The sequence below is a fragment of the Bradyrhizobium sp. 172 genome (assembly GCF_023101065.1).
GTDB classification, from domain to species: domain Bacteria; phylum Pseudomonadota; class Alphaproteobacteria; order Rhizobiales; family Xanthobacteraceae; genus Bradyrhizobium; species Bradyrhizobium canariense_D.
Genome location: NZ_CP064701.1, coordinates 3097551 through 3117339, shown reverse-complemented (window position 1 = coordinate 3117339; position 19789 = coordinate 3097551). Strand labels below are relative to the sequence as shown.

Annotated in this window: 23 protein-coding genes and 1 pseudogene; 12 read left to right on the top strand and 12 right to left on the bottom strand. The window is 63.6% G+C overall.

Going from position 1 to position 19789, the window contains the following annotated elements:
* Positions 1-69: 69 nt before the first annotated feature.
* From IVB07_RS14870 to IVB07_RS14845, 6 genes are all read left to right on the top strand, one after another.
* Positions 70-1056, top strand: a complete 987-nt coding sequence (locus tag IVB07_RS14870; protein ID WP_085396144.1) for an ABC transporter ATP-binding protein — start codon at positions 70-72, stop codon at positions 1054-1056.
* 42 nt (positions 1057-1098) lie between these two features.
* Positions 1099-2388 carry a PotD/PotF family extracellular solute-binding protein gene (locus IVB07_RS14865; RefSeq protein WP_007602563.1) on the top strand — a complete coding sequence of 430 codons (1290 nt, stop codon included), beginning with the start codon at positions 1099-1101 and terminating at the stop codon, positions 2386-2388.
* A 4-nt stretch (positions 2389-2392) separates the two neighbouring features.
* Entirely contained in the window at positions 2393-3352 is a 960-nt protein-coding gene (locus tag IVB07_RS14860) for an ABC transporter permease (RefSeq protein ID WP_018455339.1), read from the top strand.
* Between the two features lie 3 nt (positions 3353-3355).
* On the top strand, positions 3356-4234 hold the full coding sequence (locus tag IVB07_RS14855; protein WP_085396140.1) for an ABC transporter permease: 879 nt from the start codon (positions 3356-3358) through the stop codon (positions 4232-4234).
* 20 nt (positions 4235-4254) lie between these two features.
* Entirely contained in the window at positions 4255-4986 is a 732-nt protein-coding gene (locus IVB07_RS14850) for an aspartate/glutamate racemase family protein (protein WP_247364642.1), read from the top strand.
* Positions 4987-5162: 176 nt separating this feature from the next.
* Complete coding sequence (locus IVB07_RS14845) at positions 5163-5657, top strand: hypothetical protein (protein WP_018455336.1); 495 nt, start codon at positions 5163-5165, stop codon at positions 5655-5657.
* Positions 5658-5836: 179 nt separating this feature from the next.
* Here IVB07_RS14845 and IVB07_RS14840 read toward each other — a convergent pair whose 3' ends face one another.
* The 5 genes from IVB07_RS14840 to IVB07_RS14820 form a co-directional block, all read right to left on the bottom strand.
* Complete coding sequence (locus IVB07_RS14840) at positions 5837-6205, bottom strand: hypothetical protein (protein ID WP_247335622.1); 369 nt, start codon at positions 6203-6205, stop codon at positions 5837-5839.
* A 103-nt stretch (positions 6206-6308) separates the two neighbouring features.
* Positions 6309-6608, bottom strand: a complete 300-nt coding sequence (locus tag IVB07_RS14835) for a hypothetical protein (protein ID WP_247335619.1) — start codon at positions 6606-6608, stop codon at positions 6309-6311.
* 64 nt (positions 6609-6672) lie between these two features.
* The gene (locus IVB07_RS14830; RefSeq protein WP_018455333.1) at positions 6673-6846 is read right to left on the bottom strand and encodes a hypothetical protein; all 174 of its coding nucleotides are present in this window, start codon (positions 6844-6846) and stop codon (positions 6673-6675) included.
* A 71-nt stretch (positions 6847-6917) separates the two neighbouring features.
* Positions 6918-7448: a gamma carbonic anhydrase family protein gene (locus tag IVB07_RS14825; RefSeq protein ID WP_018455332.1), complete on the bottom strand. Its 531-nt coding sequence runs from the start codon at positions 7446-7448 to the stop codon at positions 6918-6920.
* Between the two features lie 91 nt (positions 7449-7539).
* Entirely contained in the window at positions 7540-7869 is a 330-nt protein-coding gene (locus IVB07_RS14820; protein ID WP_007602553.1) for a hypothetical protein, read from the bottom strand.
* A 222-nt stretch (positions 7870-8091) separates the two neighbouring features.
* On the opposite strand from IVB07_RS14820, the gene IVB07_RS14815 reads away from it, so the two are divergent.
* Together IVB07_RS14815 and IVB07_RS14810 are read left to right on the top strand one after the other, a co-directional pair.
* Entirely contained in the window at positions 8092-8799 is a 708-nt protein-coding gene (locus tag IVB07_RS14815) for a hypothetical protein (RefSeq protein WP_085351113.1), read from the top strand.
* 263 nt (positions 8800-9062) lie between these two features.
* The gene (locus tag IVB07_RS14810; protein WP_247361963.1) at positions 9063-9647 is read left to right on the top strand and encodes a DUF1349 domain-containing protein; all 585 of its coding nucleotides are present in this window, start codon (positions 9063-9065) and stop codon (positions 9645-9647) included.
* Positions 9648-9736: 89 nt separating this feature from the next.
* Here the strand turns inward: IVB07_RS14810 and IVB07_RS14805 are convergent, their stop codons facing one another.
* Positions 9737-9955, bottom strand: a complete 219-nt coding sequence (locus IVB07_RS14805) for a DUF3126 family protein (RefSeq protein WP_007602550.1) — start codon at positions 9953-9955, stop codon at positions 9737-9739.
* A 149-nt stretch (positions 9956-10104) separates the two neighbouring features.
* A complete protein-coding gene (cysE, locus tag IVB07_RS14800) occupies positions 10105-10929 on the bottom strand; it encodes a serine O-acetyltransferase (RefSeq protein ID WP_007602549.1) in 825 nt (274 codons plus the stop codon).
* 275 nt (positions 10930-11204) lie between these two features.
* On the opposite strand from cysE, the gene IVB07_RS14795 reads away from it, so the two are divergent.
* Positions 11205-12563, top strand: coding sequence for a hypothetical protein (locus IVB07_RS14795; protein WP_247361961.1), 1359 nt, complete (start codon positions 11205-11207; stop codon positions 12561-12563).
* A 159-nt stretch (positions 12564-12722) separates the two neighbouring features.
* On the opposite strand, the pseudogene IVB07_RS14790 reads toward IVB07_RS14795, so the two are convergent.
* Together IVB07_RS14790 and IVB07_RS14785 are read right to left on the bottom strand one after the other, a co-directional pair.
* A pseudogene (locus IVB07_RS14790) lies at positions 12723-13324 on the bottom strand (hypothetical protein).
* A gap of 187 nt (positions 13325-13511) precedes the next feature.
* A complete protein-coding gene (locus IVB07_RS14785) occupies positions 13512-14282 on the bottom strand; it encodes an alpha/beta hydrolase (RefSeq protein WP_026232924.1) in 771 nt (256 codons plus the stop codon).
* A 214-nt stretch (positions 14283-14496) separates the two neighbouring features.
* On the opposite strand from IVB07_RS14785, the gene IVB07_RS14780 reads away from it, so the two are divergent.
* The gene (locus IVB07_RS14780) at positions 14497-15459 is read left to right on the top strand and encodes an AraC family transcriptional regulator (protein ID WP_018455327.1); all 963 of its coding nucleotides are present in this window, start codon (positions 14497-14499) and stop codon (positions 15457-15459) included.
* Positions 15460-15606: 147 nt separating this feature from the next.
* On the opposite strand, the gene IVB07_RS14775 is transcribed toward IVB07_RS14780, so the two are convergent.
* Both IVB07_RS14775 and IVB07_RS14770 read right to left on the bottom strand, forming a co-directional pair.
* A complete protein-coding gene (locus IVB07_RS14775; RefSeq protein ID WP_085396325.1) occupies positions 15607-16362 on the bottom strand; it encodes an alpha/beta hydrolase in 756 nt (251 codons plus the stop codon).
* A 34-nt stretch (positions 16363-16396) separates the two neighbouring features.
* Positions 16397-17533, bottom strand: coding sequence for a hypothetical protein (locus tag IVB07_RS14770; protein ID WP_247361959.1), 1137 nt, complete (start codon positions 17531-17533; stop codon positions 16397-16399).
* Positions 17534-17836: 303 nt separating this feature from the next.
* Here IVB07_RS14770 and IVB07_RS14765 point away from each other — a divergent pair, with 303 nt between their 5' ends.
* Together IVB07_RS14765 and IVB07_RS14760 are read left to right on the top strand one after the other, a co-directional pair.
* Entirely contained in the window at positions 17837-18082 is a 246-nt protein-coding gene (locus IVB07_RS14765) for a zinc-finger domain-containing protein (RefSeq protein ID WP_007602543.1), read from the top strand.
* Positions 18083-18101: 19 nt separating this feature from the next.
* On the top strand, positions 18102-19304 hold the full coding sequence (locus IVB07_RS14760) for an FAD-dependent monooxygenase (RefSeq protein WP_247361957.1): 1203 nt from the start codon (positions 18102-18104) through the stop codon (positions 19302-19304).
* Positions 19305-19319: 15 nt separating this feature from the next.
* Here the strand turns inward: IVB07_RS14760 and IVB07_RS14755 are convergent, their stop codons facing one another.
* A complete protein-coding gene (locus IVB07_RS14755; RefSeq protein WP_247361955.1) occupies positions 19320-19751 on the bottom strand; it encodes a twin-arginine translocation pathway signal in 432 nt (143 codons plus the stop codon).
* Positions 19752-19789 lie beyond the last annotated feature (38 nt).

Genomic DNA, 19789 nt, shown 5'->3' with positions numbered 1-19789 from the left:
ACGATTCAAGCGCGATTGGCATGGACCTTGCGGAGAGAGGCGCAGCATCGCCCTCGCCCCGGACACGCCATGGCCACTCCCGCCGCCCTCGAACTGGTCGCCGTCACCAAGCGCTACGACACGACGCTGGCGGTCGACACCGTCAATCTGAAAATCCCGGCCGGCACTTATTGTTGCCTGCTCGGCCCCTCCGGCTGCGGCAAGACCTCGACCTTGCGCATGATCGCCGGCCACGAGGCCGTCAGCGAAGGCGACATCATCCTGGGTCCGCAGAACGTCACGGATCTCGAACCCGCCAAGCGCGGCACGGCGATGATGTTCCAGTCCTACGCGCTGTTTCCGCACCTCACCGTGCTCGACAACGTGGCGTTTGCCCTGAAAATGCGCGGCATCGACCGGGCGACGCGGCACAAGCGCGCCGGCGAGTTGCTCGAGCTGGTGGCGATGACGCCCTATGCGGCCCGCCTCCCCGCACAGCTGTCCGGCGGCCAGCAGCAGCGCGTCGCGCTCGCCCGCGCGCTGATCACGGAGCCGCAGATCCTGTTGCTCGACGAGCCGCTCTCGGCGCTCGATCCGTTCCTGCGGGTGAAGATGCGGGGCGAATTGAAGCGGCTGCAGCGCGAGCTCGGCATCAGCTTCGTTCAGGTCACGCACGGCCAGGAAGAGGCGATGGCGCTGGCCGACCACATCGTGGTGATGAACCAGGGCAGGATCGAACAGCAGGGAAGCGCCCGCGACATCTTCCATCACCCCCGCACCGAATTCGTGGCGCGCTTCATCGGCGGTCACAACGTCCTCAGCGACGCAGGCAAACTCATCGCCGTGCGCGCCGATCAGCTCGGCATCGCGCCGTTCACTGACGGCGCCTTCGGCGCGCCCGCGCTACTGACCCAGACCGAGTACCAAGGCTCCTACATCGCCGTCTCGCTCACGCTCGACGACGGGACCGCCCTGTTTTCCCACCTTCCCGAGGCCGCCTTCGACGTCCACCAGTTCCGGCCGGGCGATCGCGTGCTGGCCATCTGGGATCCCGCCAAGGCGCAACGTCTGCAATAGCGCCGATCAATCACCGGAATGCGCAACAGAGGAGTGAGTGATATGACCGAAACGACCAGGAAGAAGGGCCTTAGCCGCCGCACGCTACTGAAGAGCACCGCGGGTCTCGCCGGACTTGCCGCGGGCTCCGGCGCCATCACAGGCTTTCCCTATGTAATGTCGGCCGAGCCGAAGGTGCTGCGCTATCTCGGCACCGCAGTGAACGAGGGTGACGAGATCTCCAAGCAGTGCCTGAAGGACACCGGCATCAAGATCGAATATATCACCGCGACCACCGACGACGTCACCAAGCGCGTGATGACCCAGCCGAATTCCTTCGACGTGCTGGACACCGAATATTTCGCGCTAAAGAAGATCGTGCCGTCGGGCAACATCCTTGCCCTCGACGCGAGGAAGATCAAGGAATTCGACAACATCACGCCGGTCTTCACCAAGGGCGTCACGCCCGGCGGCAAGAAGATCGGCGGCCAGGGCACCGCACCCTGGAAGGTGCTCTATCTCGAAGGCAAGGACTCCAAGAAGTTCGCGACGTCTGCCACCGAGTTCGTCACGCTGATCCCGACCGTCTACAACGCCGACACGCTCGGCATTCGCCCCGATATCATCAAGCGTCCGATCAGCTCGTGGGCCGAGCTGCTCAACCCCGAGTTCAAGGGCAAGGCCTCGATCCTCAACATCCCCTCGATCGGCATCATGGATGCCGCGATGGTCGTGGAAGCCACCGGCAAGTACAAATATGCCGACAAGGGCAACATGACCAAGGAAGAGATCGATCTCACCATGAAGGTGATGACCGAGGCCAAGAAGGCGGGCCAGTTCCGCGCCTTCTGGAAAGACTTCAACGAGAGCGTCAACCTGATGGCCTCGGGCGAGACCGTGATCCAGTCGATGTGGTCGCCGGCGGTGACGAAGGTCCGCTCGATGGGGATTGCCTGCACCTTCCAGCCGCTCAAGGAAGGCTATCGCTCCTGGGCCTCCGGCTTCTGCGTCTCCAAGGGCGTCTCGGGTGCGAAGCTCGAATGGGCCTATGAGTTCGTCAACTGGTTCCTGTCCGGCTATGCCGGCGCCTATCTCAACCGCCAGGGCTACTACTCGGCCGTGCTCTCCACCGCGAAGGCGCATATGGAGCCTTACGAGTGGGCCTATTGGATGGAAGGCAAGGCGGCCGAGAAGGACATCAAGGCGCCCGACGGCTCGCTGCTCGAGAAGGCTGGCGCCGTGCGCGACGGCGGCTCCTACGAGGACCGCATGGGCGGCGTCGCGTGCTGGAACGCCGTGATGGACGAGAACGACTACATGGTCCGCAAGTGGAACGAGTTCATCGCGGCGTAATCTGATGGACACGTCGGAGGACATTTTGCAACAGGCATCTCCGGACCTGGTCCGGGGATCGGAGACGGCGCGCCGCAGCAAAGCGGCGCGGCTGTCACCCTCCTTCATCTCCTGGCTCCAGGCCGGGCCGATGATGCTGGTGTTCCTCGCCTTCTTCCTGATCCCGCTCGTCTTCGTCGTCATCGTCTCGTTCTGGGACTACAACGAATACCAGTTGCTGCCGGCCTTCTCGGGCCGCGGCTACACCGACACGTTCGAGGGCTGCATCGCGCAGCTCCCCGATCTCTGCACGATCGCCAAGACTTATCTGAAGACGCTGAAGCTTTGTTTCATCGTGTGGGTCATCACACTCTTCATCGGCTTCTGGGTCGCCTACTTCCTCGCCTTTCACGTCAAGTCGAAAACTTGGCAGATGGGACTGTCGCTGCTCTGCACGATCCCGTTCTGGACCTCCAACGTGATCCGCATGATCGCCTGGATTCCGCTGCTCGGGCGCAATGGCCTTGTCAACTCAGGCTTGGTGAAGACGGGGCTGATCAACCATCCCGTTGAATGGCTGCTGTTCTCCGAATTCTCCGTGGTGCTGGCGCTGGTGCACCTCTTCACCTTCTTCATGGTGGTGCCGATCTTCAACTCAATGGTTCGCATCGACAAATCGCTCATCGAGGCCGCCTATGACGCCGGGGCGACCGGTTTCCAGACGCTCGTCAACGTCATCATTCCCCTGGCAAAACCCGGCATCGTGATCGGCTCGATCTTCGTCATCACCATCGTGATGGGCGACTTCATCACCATCGGCGTGATGGGCGGGCAGCAGATCGCGGCCGCCGGCAAGATCATCGAGACGCGGGTGAATGCGCTGCAATTCCCGGCAGCAGCGGCCAATGCCGTGATCCTGCTCGTCATCACGTTCCTGATCATCACCATGATGTCGCGTATCGTCGACATCAAGAAGGAGCTCTAGAGCATGAAGGAAGGACGCCCGCGCTCTTTCTACGTGCTCGCGATCTTCTTCGCGGCCTACACGCTGTTCCTCTACGGCCCGATGATCGCGATCTATGTGCTGTCGTTCCAGGGACCGCAGGGCGGCCTCACCTTCCCGATGAACGGTGTATCGACTTTCTGGATCGCAAAATTGTTCCAGGGCACCGGCATCGTCGATCTCGGCGCCGCCTTCCGCCGTTCGCTGCTGCTTGGCATCATCGTGATGATCGTCACCGTCGTGCTGTCGGTCGCAGCGGGCATGGCGTTTCGCCGCAAGTTCAAGGCGCAAAGCATCCTGTTCTACTCCGCGATCGCGAGCCTCATCGTGCCCTCGATCATCACCTCGCTCGGCATCTCGCTTGAATTCCGCATCATCGACGATCTGATCAAGGCGCATTGGAACGAGAATTTCGAGACCTCGATGGGTCTGCTCACCTCGGGCCTCGGTGCACATCTGACCTGGACGCTGCCGTTCGGCCTTCTCATCATGTTCGCGATCTTCAATCGCTTCGATCCCAGGCTCGAGGAAGCCGCGCGCGATCTCGGTGCGACACCGTGGCAGGCGTTCCGTCATGTCGTGCTGCCGATCATCCTGCCCTCCGTGATCGGCATTGGACTGTTCGGCTTCACACTGTCCTGGGACGAACTCGCGCGTTCCAGCCAGGCGATCGGGGCGGTGAACACGCTGCCTCTCGATCTCCAGGGACTCACCACCACCGTGACGAACCCCGACATCTATGCGCTCGGCACCGTGATCTCGGCCGTCTCGTTCACGGTGATCGCGCTTGCGCTTGGCACCATCCACATGCTCAACAAGCGACAGGCGGCCAAAGGCTCGGACGCCGGCAAAGGGCTTGTCTGAGAAGGGGCTTGTCTGATCCGATGCGGCTTCACGTCGTCAATCCCAACACCACTGCGTCCATGACGGTGAAGATCGCCGCTGCCGCGCGCGCGGTCGCCCTGCCCGACACCGTGATCGATGCGCGCCAGCCCACGATGGGCCCGGTCTCGATCGAGGGATTTTACGACGAGGCGTTCGCGGTGCCGGGCATGCTCGGCTGCATCCGCGAGGCCGACCGCGACGGCGCGGATGCGCATGTCATCGCCTGCTTCGACGACACCGGCCTCGACGCCGCGCGCGCTGCGGCAAGGGCACCAGTGATCGGCATTGGCGAGGCCGGCTTCCACATGGCGAGCCTGATTGCCGCGCGCTTCGCCGTGGTGACGACGCTCGGTGTCTCCATCGTGCCGATCGAGCATAATTTGCGGAAATACGGCCTCGCCGAACGCTGCGCGCGCGTCCGCGCCGCCGAGGTGCCGGTGCTCGCGCTCGAGGAGCGCAACACCGATGCGCTCGCAAAAATCTCTACGGAAATCACGGCCGCGATCCGCGACGATCGCGCAGAGGCCATCGTGCTCGGTTGCGCCGGCATGGCCGATCTCGCCAATGAACTCGCCGCCACGCACAGCCTGCCCGTGATCGACGGCGTCGCCGCCGCGGTGACCTTGGCAGAATCACTGGTGCGACTGGGACTGAAGACCTCCCGGCTCGGGCCCTACGCGGCGCCGCGCTCGAAGACCCATTCCGGTCCGTTTTCGCTGTTTCAGCCCTGATCTCTGCCTCTGACGGGGGCACGGATGCCCTAAGGCATCCTGATTGTTGGTTTTTTTGCTCTTAGCCTCTTTTTGGTCCCATTCCTTGCCGACACGTAACGCTTTCGGGACGCCCCGGTAACCTCAGGTTGCCGGTCTTCGCCACTCACCAAGTTTCAATTTGGGTTTTGTCAGCGATGATCGATCTCGCAGAGGACACACGGTCCCATCCCCTCTTTCGCCTTGGCGCCCAGCCTATCGCGCTGACCGCCGCCGCGCTCCTGCTCCTGATCGCGGGGGTGACCTCGATCGCGATCTGGCGTGCCTATACCGGTGCGGCCCCTGAGACCGACCGGGTGGTGGCGTCGCGGCAGCTGCAGGCTCGCACCGCACAGGCATCCGAGCAGCTGGTCGAGAAGACCAAGGGGCTGGAGGCAACCCAGCAGGAATCGATTGACCAGCTCCAGGTCGTGCAAGACCAGCTCCAGAGTGTGAAGCGCTTGCTCGCATTCCAGCAGGCCGACACCAAGCGTCTGTCCGAGCAGGTCACGATACTCAACGAGTCCATCGATGGCCTGCGGCAATCCTTTGCCAGCGCCCGGGCGAGCGAGGCGGAGACTCCCTCAGTTACCCGCAGGAAACCTGCACGGCATCGTGTCCATGCCAGTGCACGCAAGCGCTCGCGCGGCTGAGCAGCCGGCGCCGCCACCCTTAAATTTTTGGACTTGTGAACTGGATCACATTCGCCCGTGTGATTCCAAGCGATGCTCGCCGTTACCGGATGGCGTGAGCCGATTTCAATGTCCGGGGCTGGCAAGGTCGTTGACGGTATATTGCGTCAACGGCCTTGTTTTTTGACGGGTACCGCCGCCTATTCGCAGACATCCACGGGGCGGATGCGCCAGCCCGCTGGCGTCATGACGCGCTTCCGCACAACGTAGCAGCCGCCATAACCGCCATCATCGTATCGGGTACCATAGTAATATGGATTGCCGTAATACGGTTGGCCGTAGCCGTAATACCCGCCGTAGTAACCTGCGCCGGCGATACCGGCACCGATGGCGACGCCTGGCCAGAAGCCACTGCCATGCCAGTGGCCGCCATGACCCCAGCCGCCACCACGGCCCCAGCCACCGCCGCCATGACCCCAGCCGCCGTGACCGCCCGCTTGTGCCGCCTGCGGCATCGACGACCCAACCGCCACCACAGCCAGCGCCGTCAACATCATCTTCCGTATCATCACTCGATCCTCTGCGTGGATACCCTCCACGCTCCAAAGCAGGACCAAGCTAATCGGCTTGAGGCGTTCCTGACAGCCTCACTGTCTCACTTCCCCGCGAGCGTCAGCAGCCGCGGCAGATGCTCTTGAGCTTCTTGTCGAGCAGCCGGTTCTCGGCGTTGACGGCGGCGTCGGTGGACCCACCTGCGCCGGTCCCAGTGGTGACGCCGGGTGCATTCGCACCGGACGATTGGGCGGTCCCCAGACTGTTGGTGCCTGGCGCGGGAGCCGGAGAATTGGCGACACCTCCGGCCGATCCTGTGGAGCCGCCGGTGGCTTGCGCGAACGATGCGGCCGGCACCGGAACAAGGGCGAAGATCACGATCACGGTCTTGATTGAACGGGCTATAGGCAATCTGGCCATTGAAATTCTCCTTCGCCGATCAACCGCCGCAGCAAGGACCGGTTCCGGAACAAATGCCGTCGCATCAGCTTGAAACCGGGAAGGCGGGCACGATCACGCGCAAGCTGATCTTCTGCTCCGCAAACAGAAAGGCGCAGTCACGATGAACGATCGCGATGCTTTTGCAGAAGGCGAACGCGCGGCGCGTAAAAACATTCCGGCGGAAGCCAATCCGTACCAGGACGGTAGCGATGAGCATGCCCTATGGTCCGCGGGGCACGAGAAGGTCGCAAGCGCAATAGAAGCGCGCGAGTCCGAAGGAAGCTGAGTTCACCCGATCCGCTTGAGGCCCTTTGTGAAGCGCGGTCCATTGGCGACGTAGAACTTCGCAGCACTCCCCATCTTCTGCACCTGAGCATCGTCGAGCGTGCGGATCACCCGCGCCGGCGAGCCGATGATCAGGGACCGTTCGGGAAACTCCTTGCCCTCGGTGATGACGGAGCCGGCGCCGACGATGCTGTTGCGCCCGATCCTGGCGCCGTTCATCACGATTGAGCCCATGCCGACGAGTGCGCCCTCCTCGATGGTGCAGCCGTGCAGGATGACGTTATGCCCGACCGTACAGTTCCTGCCGATCTGAAGCGGAAAACCGAGATCGGTGTGGCAGGTCGAGCCGTCCTGCACGTTGGCGCCCTCGCCGATCTCGATCCACTCATTGTCGCCGCGCAGCACCGCGCCGAACCAGACGCTCGCGCCCGGCTTCAGGCGCACGCGGCCGATCACGGTAGCGGTCTCCGCGATGAAGTAGTTGCCGTCGGCGGGAAGGTCGGGCGCCTGCCCGTCGAGCTCGTAGATCGCCATGAGGGTCTCCTGTCGCGTCAACCCCAGCCATAGCGAAACGGCGGCCTTGACGCAAAGGGCCGCCGCGCAGGCAGCCCTACAGCGGCGCGCATCAGACCAGAACGCCGGCCGCGCGGAGCGTCATCAGGAAGAAGGTGCCGCTCATCATGCTCCAGAAGCCGGCGATGACGGTCGCCATCATCACGAATTCGACGCGGCGGCTCTCCACCTGCCTGCCGCGCAGAGTATTGCGCATGATGATGAAAGGCGCCGCGAACACCAGGAACGGAACCGCCGCGAAGGTCTTCGGCGCCACGCCGTCCTGCAACAGACCGAAGCCGGCCGGCCGCTGTGCGACCGTCTGGTATCCGCTCACGAGCGCTCCCGCGAGCGCGAAACCAATGCCGATCGAGAAGAATGTGTTGAGAGCTTCAGGTGTCATCGGAACAGTCCGCCCTTACGCAACGCGAGGTACCTTCCTGTGACAAAGAGTGCCGGTTAACGCTACATTATCCTTAAGGGAAGGTTAACGCCGCCAGCCGTTCCACGCAGGCCTCTCTCCCTTCCCTGCAGCCGGCCAACGCTCCGCGAAATCGCCACCACGTGGCATATTCGCCGCTGATTCGTCGGCCATCGGCCGACTTCCGGCTCATTCGCGCGGCTCATGACGGTGTTTTCGGCAATTTCCCCTCAATCTCCCCGGGTGCGCACCCGGGCCCACGTCGTCCCGATCGTGCTCGGCGGCATTGCCGCGGTGTGCGCCGTCGCGCTCGTCGCCTATTTGTTGTGGCCGACCTGGGGGCCGAGCGGCGCGAACGCCCCGGACAAGCTGCCGGTGAGCGTCGGCGGCACGCTGTTCAACCTGCCGACCAACGCGATCCGCATGAAGATCCAGCGCCACTCCGGGCCACAGGAGCGGATCGATCTCGACTTCCTGTACCCTTCGCTGGAGCCGCCGGGCGCGCCGAAGCACGTCACCGCCGATAGCGTGGATGCGGCGATGCAGCCGATCGACCGCATCTTCCTGTCGATCGCCGCACATCGCGATGCGCTCTCGCCCGAGCAGCGCACCGCCACGATTTATCCACGCTATCTCGACCAGGCCGCGGCAATGCCTCAGGATGGGCTGACGATGCGGATATTCCGCGCTGACACGCCTTACGGCACCGAGGATCTCTATTCTGCCGCAAGTCCCGCGCTGACCGCGCGCTGCACGCGCGATGGTGCGACGCCCGGCATGTGCCTCGCCGAACGCCGCGTCGGCGGCGCCGACCTCACCTTCCGCTTTCCGCGCAGCTGGCTGTCGCAGTGGCGCGATACGGCGGAAGCGATGGAGAAGCTGACGGCGCAGCTGCGCGGCCCGAAGGGCTGAACGCGACCGCGCGACCTGCGCCTCCAAAACAAAAACTGCGAAAACAACCCCATGCACAGTAGCCAAGCTCCTGTAATGCTTCGTATTTTTCGAAGTCAGCTTCGCGCGTATGGTGTCAGGATGGGGCGGCGGCGAAGCTGTTGCTCGTCCTTGCGAGCGAAGCGAAGCAATCTCGGCTACATTGCCTTTTCATCTCAATGCACGATGCCGTGCTCGTCCGACTCACGGACCGAACCGGCAGGCATCCGCGACAGAGGTTAGTCATGATTCTCCGCAGAAGTGACGGTGTGTGGCTAAATGAACCGCAGCGATGGGCGGCAAAGGGTGATGACCTGCGGATCCTCACGGACAAGGCCACGGATTTCTGGCGCGAAACCCATTACGGCTTCAATCGCGATAGCGGACATTTCCTGGGCTTTCCGACAGGCGAAGCATTCACCGCAGATTTGCGTGTTCAGGGCGATTTCCGGGCGCTCTATGATCAGGCGGGCATCATGGTGCGCCTCGACGCGCATCATTGGGTCAAAGCCGGAATCGAATTGTCAGATGGCCGCGCTATGCTCGCGAGCGTGCTGACAAACGGGCAATCAGACTGGGCGACAGCACCCTATGAGCATAATGCCAGCGACTTCTGGGTCCGCGCGACCATCGCCAACGGTGTCCTTCGTCTGCAAGTTTCGGCCGACGGCAAATCCTGGCCCCTCATGCGGCTGGCGGCGTTTCCTAAAGCAAACTCCTACCTTGTGGGACCGATGGCCTGCACACCCGAACGGGCGGGGCTAGAAGTCGTATTCTCGACGTTTCGTCTGACACCTCCCCCCGGAAAAGACCTGCACGACCTGAGCTGAACATCACCCTTGCAGAAATATGTTCTTGCAAGAAAGCAAAGGCATGGAGCCGCGCCCGCGCGGCCCCGTTGAGCGAGACGATCGCCGAACTATTCCTGGTCGACGAGGTCGTCCTCGAGGATCGCCATCTGGAATTGGAACGAGCGATCATCGTCCTCGTCGTCGACGAAGAGCACACCGATGAATTCCTCGCCGATATAGACCTCGGCGGAATCATCCTTCTTTGGCCGCGGCACGACGCGGATCTTGGGATTGCCGAATACGCGCTTCAAATACGCGTCGAGCTTCCTAACTTCCTTGACGTCCACGGCAAGTCTCCAATCGAAATCTGGGTTGGCGCGGGTTTTAGGACGAGACGCGACCAACCGCCAGCATGAATTGCCAAAGAATTTTTGGACGAAAGGGGCGGAAAATCCGCCCCTTCCGACAAGCTCGAAGGCCGCCTCAGAGGCCCATCTCAGAGTCCCATGGCGTTGATCATCTGATCCATGGTGCGCGACGGCTCGGCGCAGCCAGCTTCGCCGACGACCTTGGCAGGCACGCCTGCGACCGTCACGTTGTGCGGCACCGGTTTGACCACGACCGAGCCCGCCGCGATGCGCGCGCAATGACCAATTTCAATGTTGCCGAGGATCTTCGCGCCGGCGCCGATCAGGACGCCGTGGCGGATTTTCGGATGGCGGTCCTCGTTCTCCTTGCCGGTGCCGCCGAGCGTAACGCCATGCAGGATCGAGACGTCGTCCTCGATCAGCGCAGTCTCACCGCAGACGAAGCCGGTGGCGTGGTCGAGGAAGATGCCGCGGCCGATGCGCGCGGCGGGATTGATGTCGGTCTGGAATACCGCAGACGCCCGGCTCTGCAGATAATACGCAAAATCCTTGCGGCCCTTCAGATAGAGCCAATGCGCGAGGCGGTGGGTCTGGATGGCGTGAAAGCCCTTGAAATAGAGCAAGGGATCGATGAAGCGCGAGGTCGCGGGGTCGCGATCGTAGACGGCGACGAGATCGGCGCGGAAGGCGTTGCCGAGATCGGGATCGTCGCGCAGCGCCTCGTCATAGGTCTGGCGCACGAGATCGCCCGACAGCGCGGAATGATCGAGCCGGTCGGCGACCCGATGGATCACCGCATCTTCCAGGCGGCTGTGATGCAGCACCGTCGAATAGATGAAGGTCGCAAGCTCCGGCTCGCGATGGACGATGTCCTCCGCTTCGCCGCGGATCCGATCCCAGATCGGATCAAGCGTTGCAAGCTTTCCTCCCGGATTGACCTGATGCACTGCCATGAGATCTGCTCTTTCGAATTGGCTCGTTTCACTGGTTCTATAACACAGTCTAGGCGACAAAGTCCTGACGGGCTTGCCTGAGAGTGAACAGTGCGTTGCCCGGCGGGGGCATGCCAACGCGTTGAATCACAACAGTTTCTTCCGACACCCCGGGCGGCAAGGTCGGCTCAAAATGGTCAGGGTTTCGCCAAATTCAAGCCGGGCGGCGTCAAACTATTGGTGAATTCCGCCTCAACGGTAATTGCGGGCATGGTCCGAGTGAGGACGGAGCGGATTTGACCATCACCACCGATCATGCGCGCGCGGGCGCCGCGGGCTCACTCTGGCTGCGGCTCGCCGCCATCGCCCTGCCGCTCCTGTTGATCGCGCCGGCATTCTGGAACCGCTATCCGCTGTTGCAATGGGATACCGGAGGCTATCTGGCGCGCTGGTACGAGGGCTATCTCGTCCCGAGCCGCTCCACCGTGTTCGGCATCTATCTGCACTATGGCGAAAGTTCAGGGTTCTGGATCAACCTCGCGGTCCAGTCGCTGGCCACGCTGTGGCTGTTGCAACTCACCTTGCGCGTGCTCTCGATGATGCAGACGTTCCGTTTCGTCGTGATCAGCCTGCTCCTGATCCTGTCGACTGCGCTGCCCTGGCTTGCGAGCATGCTGCTCACCGACATTTTTGCAGGCCTGTCGGTGCTGTCGCTATTCCTGCTGGTCGTCGGCGGGCCGCGGACCTCGGCGCTCGAAAAAATCTCGCTGTTCGTCTTCACGGCCTTTGCCGCCGCGACCCACAGCGCCACGCTCGGCGTGCTGCTCGGGCTCTGCATCGCCGGCTGGATGGCGCGGCCGTTGCTGGGGCCCCGGCTTCCGATCGCCGGATTGGCCCAAGCGAGCCTCACCATCCTCGCTGGCGGCCTGATGCTGGTGTCGGCGAACCATGCCTTGTCGGGCAAGTGGACATGGACGCCCGGCGGCACCGGCGTCGCCTTCGGCCGCATGATGCAGGACGGCATCGTTGCGCGTTATCTCAATGACCATTGCCCACGCGAAAAACTCAAGCTCTGCCCCTATCGCGACCAATTGCCGGCGAGCGCCGACGAATTCCTGTGGGGCAAGAGCATGTTCAACACGCTCGGCCGCTTCGAAGGCATGAACGACGAGATGGGCACCATCGTCGTGGGTTCGCTCGCCGACTATCCGGCTTGGCAGGCCGGCGCGGCCTTGCAGGCGCTGGGCCAGCAATTGCTGCATGTGGCGACCGGCGAAGGCACCAATGGCTGGATCCCGCACACCCGCGGCATCATCGAACGTTATGTCCCCTCGCAGGCCGCGCCGATGCGCGCCGCGCGCCAGCAGAATTGGGGACTCGATTTCGACACCATCAACTGGCTGCACGTTCCCGTCGCGCTGGCCTCGATGCTGGCGCTGGTCGCGCTGCTGGCGCATGCCCTCGCGAACCGCCGGCTCGACGACCTGACCTTGCTGGCGGCGACCATCACGCTGGCGCTGCTCGGCAACGCCTTCATCTGCGGCGTGATCTCCGGCCCGCACGACCGCTATGGCGCGCGGATGGTGTGGGTTGCGACCTTCACCGTGCTGATGGCGCTGGCGCGCCGCCTTGGGGAAGACAGCAAAGCGCGGTGAGATTGGGGTGAAGCGCCATCGTGCCTGGTTTCGTCCGAGCAGCGATCGCGTTTATCCAGTAAGACCAGCGCATCGTTGGTTCTCAAGGGTGTTGGAGCCCTTCATCGCCCCCGCAAATCGGCACACGCGGCGGGGCGGTGGCATGAGCACGACCAGCCGTTAGTCAGCCGGCTGCGTGAAAACGGACCCAAGTGCGAGACGGTCAGTGCCGTACAACAACTGAGGCGTTCCGCGGCTAGCTCTTTGTGCCGGTGCCGCCGGCACCGGAAGAATGATTTCGGAAGCGACCCTCCAGTCCTTCCCGACGCGAAGCCAGTTGCTGATCATGAGAAACGGCCTGGCTGTTCCATCTTGCCCCGCATAAGAGACGGTGATGTTCATCGGCACATAGGACTCGGCGACGTCGCGCGTCAGGCCGACAACCCTGAGCTTCGAAAAATCTGGCTCGAGTACGACCGGACCGGGCTACCGATATCATGCAGCTATTGATCAATCGCGGCGTTACCCCAAAAGCCGGCCCAGTTTCCCTCGGACGGGATCGCGCTCTTGGCCACCAAAAGGGCCGAGGGCGATTGCCAGAACATCCGATGCAGAGCCTTGAAATCATGCTTGTTTGCCAATTTCATCAGCCTTCCGAACTTCGATTTGATTGCGCTGAGCGTCGCAGCATTCAGCGGCTCTCTGCTGACGGCGGGAGCAGACGCGGCAGACACGGTGGTAAGAGCCACAGCAGTGAGGGTGACAAGAAGTGCCTTATACATGCAGGAATGTCCATTCCAATGCGTCGCTCACATCATGACAACACTTGTTGCGTTCCGCGATTGGAGGTGTTCACGTCCGTGAGCTGAAGTGTCGTCAGGACGTTTCAGCACTCTACGGATGCCTGGCTTAAAATGGTCGAGCGGGAGCGCGCGGGCTCCCGGCGCCACAGCGCCGGGAGCGGCACCGTCACCTCGTGAGGGCGGCTTTTTCGATCACCTCAGCGACCTGCTTCGCATGGACGACGAGCGAGGCATGGCTGCCGGTGACTTCCGTCGTCTGGGCGTGGATCCTGGCCGCGAACGACTTCTGGGCCTCGGGCGCGAGGACTTTGTCCTTCGTGCTGATGACGTAGAACGTCGGCTTGTCATGCCAGGCCGCAACGTCGACCGGGGCTTCGAATGCAACGTGGTTCAGCGGAAGCTGCGAGTTGGCCAGGTGCGCGGCGATCTCCGGAGGAAGGTCAGCCGCGACGGCTGACGGAAACACCTTTGGATCGATGTACAGATTGCCCTTCGCATCGGGGTGGATCGCCTTGCCGCCTTCGGTCGGCGGACCGGCCTTTGCCAGCGACGCCAGGGATTCACCGACCTCCGGCGCAAAGGCGGACACATAAACCAGCGCCGAAACCTTGGGATCGTTGCCGGCTTGCGTGATCACCACGCCGCCCCATGAGTGGCCGACCAGAACGGTCCTGCCGGCTTGCTTCGCGAGCGCCTGTTTGGTCGCATCGACGTCGGCGGCGAGCGAAGTGAGTGGATTTTCGACGAGCGTGACGTTGTAGCCTTTCTTGGTGAGAATATCGGCAACCGGCTGCCAGCTCGTCTGGTCTACGAAGGCGCCGTGCACGAGCACGACATTGTGCGCTGCCCCCTTGGGCAGTTCGGCGGAATGTACGGCTCCGACCAACGTCGTTCCGGCCAGGAGGACGGTGGCGGCTGAGAGGAGAATAGTTCGCATTGTTTGTTCCTGTTGGCATGTCGGACGAAAGTAGTCCGGGGGAATGGACAGGCGTTTCCAGCAAGGTCGCGGTTCTTCCATCTGCCGTTGGCGAAATGGTTGCCGCACGTCCGGTCGGCCCGCCGTGGCATGACGTATTCCGTGGACCTCTCGGACGATAGGGACCAATCGTCCGTGTCTTGTGTCCGATCGTCCGCGGTTCTAGTCTCGGGGGATGGATATACTCACCCAGGTGCTCGATCGGGTTCGTCTCGGCGGGACGCTGCTCTTTCACTTCGAGCTCGGCCATCCCTGGCATCTTGAGTTGCCGGCGCGCCCCTACGCCCTGTTTCACTATCTCAGCCAAGGTTCAGCGACCCTCGCGCTCGAACAGGGAGAGGAAATCCAGATCACCGGGGGCGATTTTGTCGTCATCACACGTGGCGAGCCCCATGTGTTTTATTCGGATCGCCGGGCCGAGCCTTTGCGCATCGTGGATATCGAACGGTCGTCGCCACGCCTCGGATTCGTTCGTCACGGCAGCCGTGCAAAGCCGCTCTCGACCATGCTCTGCGGCAATTTCACGGTGTCGCGGCCGACGTTTGGCAGCGTGCTGGAGTTGCTTCCACCCGTGCTCTTGCTGAAGCCGACGTCCGACCGTGGTTGGCTTGAAGCCATCCTGCGCCGCATGATGAGCGAGTCCGCGCTCGAGCGTCCTGGCCAAGGCGTCGCGCTTTCACGACTGACGGAAGTGCTCTTCGTCGAGGTGCTGCGAAGCTGGATCGCGTCTCTCAGTCCCGGGCAAGGCGGCTGGATCGGGGCCATTTCTGACCCCCATATCGGACCGGCGCTGAAGCTGATTCACGAAAGTCCGGAGCAGCTTTGGACGCTGAGCGACCTAGGCCGTCGCGTCGGGCTCGGCCGCTCGGCATTTTCGGCGCGCTTCACTAGGCTCGTGGGCCAGCCCATGCAACGTTATGTGATCGAACGCCGGATGGCGGAGGCGGCGTTCCTGCTGGAAACCAGCGACGAACCGATCGCACGGATTGCCAACCGGATCGGTTACGAGACTGCAGCGGCGTTTTCGAAGTTGTTTCACCGGCACATTGGTCAGTCGCCCGGCCGTTACCGGGCTGCGCGACGCGCCGACGGAGCCCGTGCGCAGTTGGACGGATCGGAATTGCAAGTCTCCGATTGACCTCGATAAAGCTGTGGCTTCGAGTTGAGTCTCATATGCGCCCTTAGCGAACCCCGATCCCTAGGTACAGGAATGGACGGTTGCCGAAGGGAGTGGATGGCCCACTGTAACGAGACATTTCAGGATAGCTGAAACCGCCTCATCGCCTCAGGCGCGGCGTGAGAGGAAATCGAGCACGCCAGTCTTGTAGACCTTGTCGCCGACTGCGCGCATGTGATCGCGACCGGGAATATCGAGCACTTCCGAACCCGGGATGATGGCACCGAGTGCGCTGGCCGAACCCGCGACGTCGTCGGTGCTGCCGACCGCGATCAGCACGGGCACGTCGATGCGCGCGGCTTCGTCCTTCGTCATGAGATCGCGCGTGCCGCGCAGGCAGGCGGCCAGCGCCTTGCGGTCGGAACGGGTCTGGTCTGCAAAAGCACGAAAAGTGCGTCCGACGGGATCGGAGACGTCGTCGAGCGAGGGCGCTTCCAGCGCCTTCGCGACGTTCTCCCCGGGCCCGGTGCCCTCGATCAGGCCGCCGATGCCGATGCCGCCGAGGATTGCCGAACGCAGGCGCTGCGGCTCGTTGAGGGAGAGCCAGGCCGTCATCCGTCCGCCCATCGAATAGCCCATGAGATCGGCCTGCGGGATGGCGAGGTGATCCATCAGCGCGAGCACGTCGCCGGCCATGGTCGGGATGGAGTACTGCGCGGGCTCGTAGAGCTTTGCGCTTTCGCCATGGCCGCGATTGTCGAGCGCAATGACACGGCGGCCGTTCTTGCGCAGCTCCGAGACCCAGGTCGGATAGACCCAGTTCACGTTCTTGCTGGAGGCAAAGCCGTGCACCAGGATGATCGGATCGCCCTCGCCTTCGTCGAGATAGGCAATTTCAACGGCGCCGTTGTGAAAGCTCGGCATCATCAGTTCCGCAATCTTGAGGGGAAGAGGTATCTTAGGCCGTGATGGCAGGGCTTGCCAGAACGGCTTCGGCGGCGATCCGCGCCCGGCGAAGTCGCCGCGCCCGTCTGCGATCGCACCAGGCCTGGGTCAGGCGCTCCGTCGTCGCCTTGATCGAGGACAACAGGCCGAGCAGCGTCAACGCCGCACCGAACAGCCAGAGTGCAAGATTGAACGCCCCGCCGATCAGCAGCAGCGCGCCGCGGCCGAGCAGCTTCAGAATCGCGCGCGTCTTGCCGCCCTGCGCTTCCGCGAGCCGCGCCGCGCGTGCGACGTCCTTGGGACCTTCAGCGATGCGCAAGCTATCCGTCGCGCCGCGCGTGCCGGTCTTCTCGACCACGCGCGTAACATCCTTGCCGAGCCGAACCAGCGCGCCGGCCTTCTCGGCGCGGAACGCGGCCTTGATCGCGCTCAAGGTCTGGCCCGGCCGCAGCACCGAGCCGGAGGCAACCGCGTTCTGGAGCATCGGCGTATCGACGACCTCGCGCGCGGACCGGCCGGCCCATGCCGCTAGTCCCTCGCCGAGCCGGCCGACCTTGCGCGCGTCCTTCACCAGCGTCAGCCCGGCGCGAACCGGCGCGGCACCGCCGACGGAGACGTAGGTCACGGCCGTGACCGCGAGACCCGCGGCCGCAAGGCCCAGCACCAGGCGATCGGTCTCCTCGCCCATGGCGAGGTGCTTGCCCTCGCGGACGACGTCCCTGATGTCGCCGATGACGAAGAGATCGCCGGCCACGGTTCCCGACAAGCTCGCAACATCATCCGCGTTGCCGGTAACGAGACCGGTGGCAAACCGTTTTGCGAAATGCGAGGTGGAGTTTTCGGCTTTGACCGCGTCACCGACACGGCTCGGGAGGTCGTCAGGCAGCGCGATGTTGCGGTCGCGCGCCAGTGCGACAAAACTGTCGGCAAGATCGGCATCGCCCGATGCGAGCGCGACCTCGATGTTGTCTTGAATCAGGCGGTCGTTGTGCCGCAGCAGCGCGTCGAGCTTGATCTCTGAGAGCGCGGCGGGATCGTCCTGGGCGGCCAGAATCGCCCCGGCCTCGCGGGCGTGCGGTGCTACCTGCGCGAGCAGGAAGCCGCATGCCGCGATACCGGTCAACGCTGTGCTGATTCGCAACCACTTCATGCGGAGAGCCTGGACGGTCCTGAGATCGTTGACGCCTAACGGTTGTCTTTCGTCGCAATTACGCTCGTCCACAGACATAGTATGCCAAAATTGCGACACAACGTCCCCGACGAAAGAAGGGCTTCTCTCAGGCCGCAAGATTGTGTCGAATTTGCATGAGCAAATGAGCATGGGGCATTGCGGAGCTTTCGGTTCCGCTGGACTAGCAATCATCTCCACCCACCAGTATGGTCCGCGGCGCCTTAATAATGCCGCGGCAGTCGTGATTGTGTCTGCCGCCATTGCCACTCCAGGATGAGTACGATGTCCGACCATGTCGTCCCGCACTTCCACAACGATGCCGGTGTCCCCGTCATCGAGATCGGCTCGCAAGAGTTCATGTGCGTGGGCGCCAACCCTCCGTTCGATCATCCGCACGTCTTCCTCGACCTCGGCAACGACAACGAGATCATCTGCCCGTACTGCTCGACTCTGTACCGTTTCGCCGCCGACCTGAAGGCGGGCGAAGCCCGTCCGCCGGAATGCGTCCTGAAGGACAAGGTGGCCTGACCGCTTCCATCGGCCAGGGGTGGCGCTCTCCCGAACGATTGTCATCGCCGGTGCCGGCATCGGTGGACTGACGGCTGCGCTTGCGCTCGCGGCCCGCGGCTTCCGCATCATCGTGCTGGAAAAGGCCGAGCGGCTCGAGGAAGTCGGCGCCGGTCTGCAACTCTCCCCGAACGCCAGCCGCGTGCTGGTCGAGCTCGGCCTCACCGAGCGCCTCAAGTTGCGCGCCGTGATCCCGGAGGCAGTCTCGATCATGAGCGCGCGGGCCGGCGGTGAGCTTTTGCGCATGCCGCTGGGAGAAGCCGCCGCCGAGCGCGCCGGCGCCCCCTATTGGGTGGTGCACCGCGCCGACCTGCAATCCGCCCTCGCCGGCGCAGTTTCCGACCATCCCCATATCGACCTGAAACTCGGCGCGACCTTCGAAGACGTCGCGCCTCACGCCAAGGGGCTGACGGTGGTTCATCGCAGCGGCACGATCCGGCGCAGCGATCTCGCCAGTGCGCTGATCGGCGCCGACGGTATCTGGTCGACGGTGCGCCAGCATCTATTCCCCGAGGTGCAGCCGCGCTTCTCCGGGCTGATTGCCTGGCGCGGTACGCTCGATGCCACGCAACTGCCGAAGGACTACACAGCGCGCCGGGTCCAGCTCTGGATGGGCCCGAATGCCCATCTCGTCGCCTACCCGATCGCGGGCGGACGCCAGATCAACGTGGTCGCGGTGCTGCCGGGCACCTGGAACAGGCCGGGCTGGAGCACGCCCGGCGATCCCCGCGAAGTGCTGGACGCCTTCGCCGCGCCGCGCTGGCCGCCGCCGGCGCGCATGATGCTCGCCACAGTCGACAGCTGGCGGAAATGGGCGCTGTTCGGCGTCCCCGACGACTGCCCCTGGAGTAAAGGCCCGGTCGCGCTGCTCGGCGACGCCGTGCATGCGATGCTGCCGTTTTCGGCCCAGGGCGCCGGCATGGCGATCGAGGACGCCGCGGTGCTCGCGCAGCATTTGAGCCCTGAGATCGCCGAGACCACCGCGGGCATCACGGCAGCGCTGAGACAATACGGCCGGACGCGCCAGGCGCGCGTGCGGCGGGTGCAGCGGACCGCTCGGCAGCAGGGCCGCATCTATCATTTCAGTGGGCCGCTCGCTTACGCGCGCGATCTTGCGGTCCGCGCCCTCGGCCCGGAACGCATGCTGGCACGGCAGGACTGGATCTACGGCTGGCGGCCCTGACGCGAGGCGCTAGTTTCAGCGCACGGCTCTTGTCGATTTCGGGCCAGGCTTGATCGGGGCAGGATTGGCAGCGGGCGCCGCGGCGGCCGGCGTCGCCTCGGGGGGCGTTTCCCGGCACTTGTTGCGGCGCCAAGCGTCATCGGCCATCTGCGCCTGCCCGCGTACCGCGATGTAGTCGTTGCGATAGGCAAGCTCCGACACCACGGCGCCGCCCGCGCCGGTCTGTGCCTTGTCCATCAGCCTCTGCAAATCGCCGGTGCGGTTGGCGATCGACTTGCGCTCGCCTTCAAGCTGCTTGCAATCGTACAATTCGTACTTGGCGGGATCGGCAAAGGCCGGAGCGACCGTCTCGCTCATGCCGGCGCAGCCGGACAGCGCGAAGCCGGCCGCGAGCAGCGCGGCGACCACGCAGCACGGGCGCAGGCGATATTGGATCAAAGCTGACATGCCGGATGAATAGTCCCCGTCGATTGAGAATGCCTAAA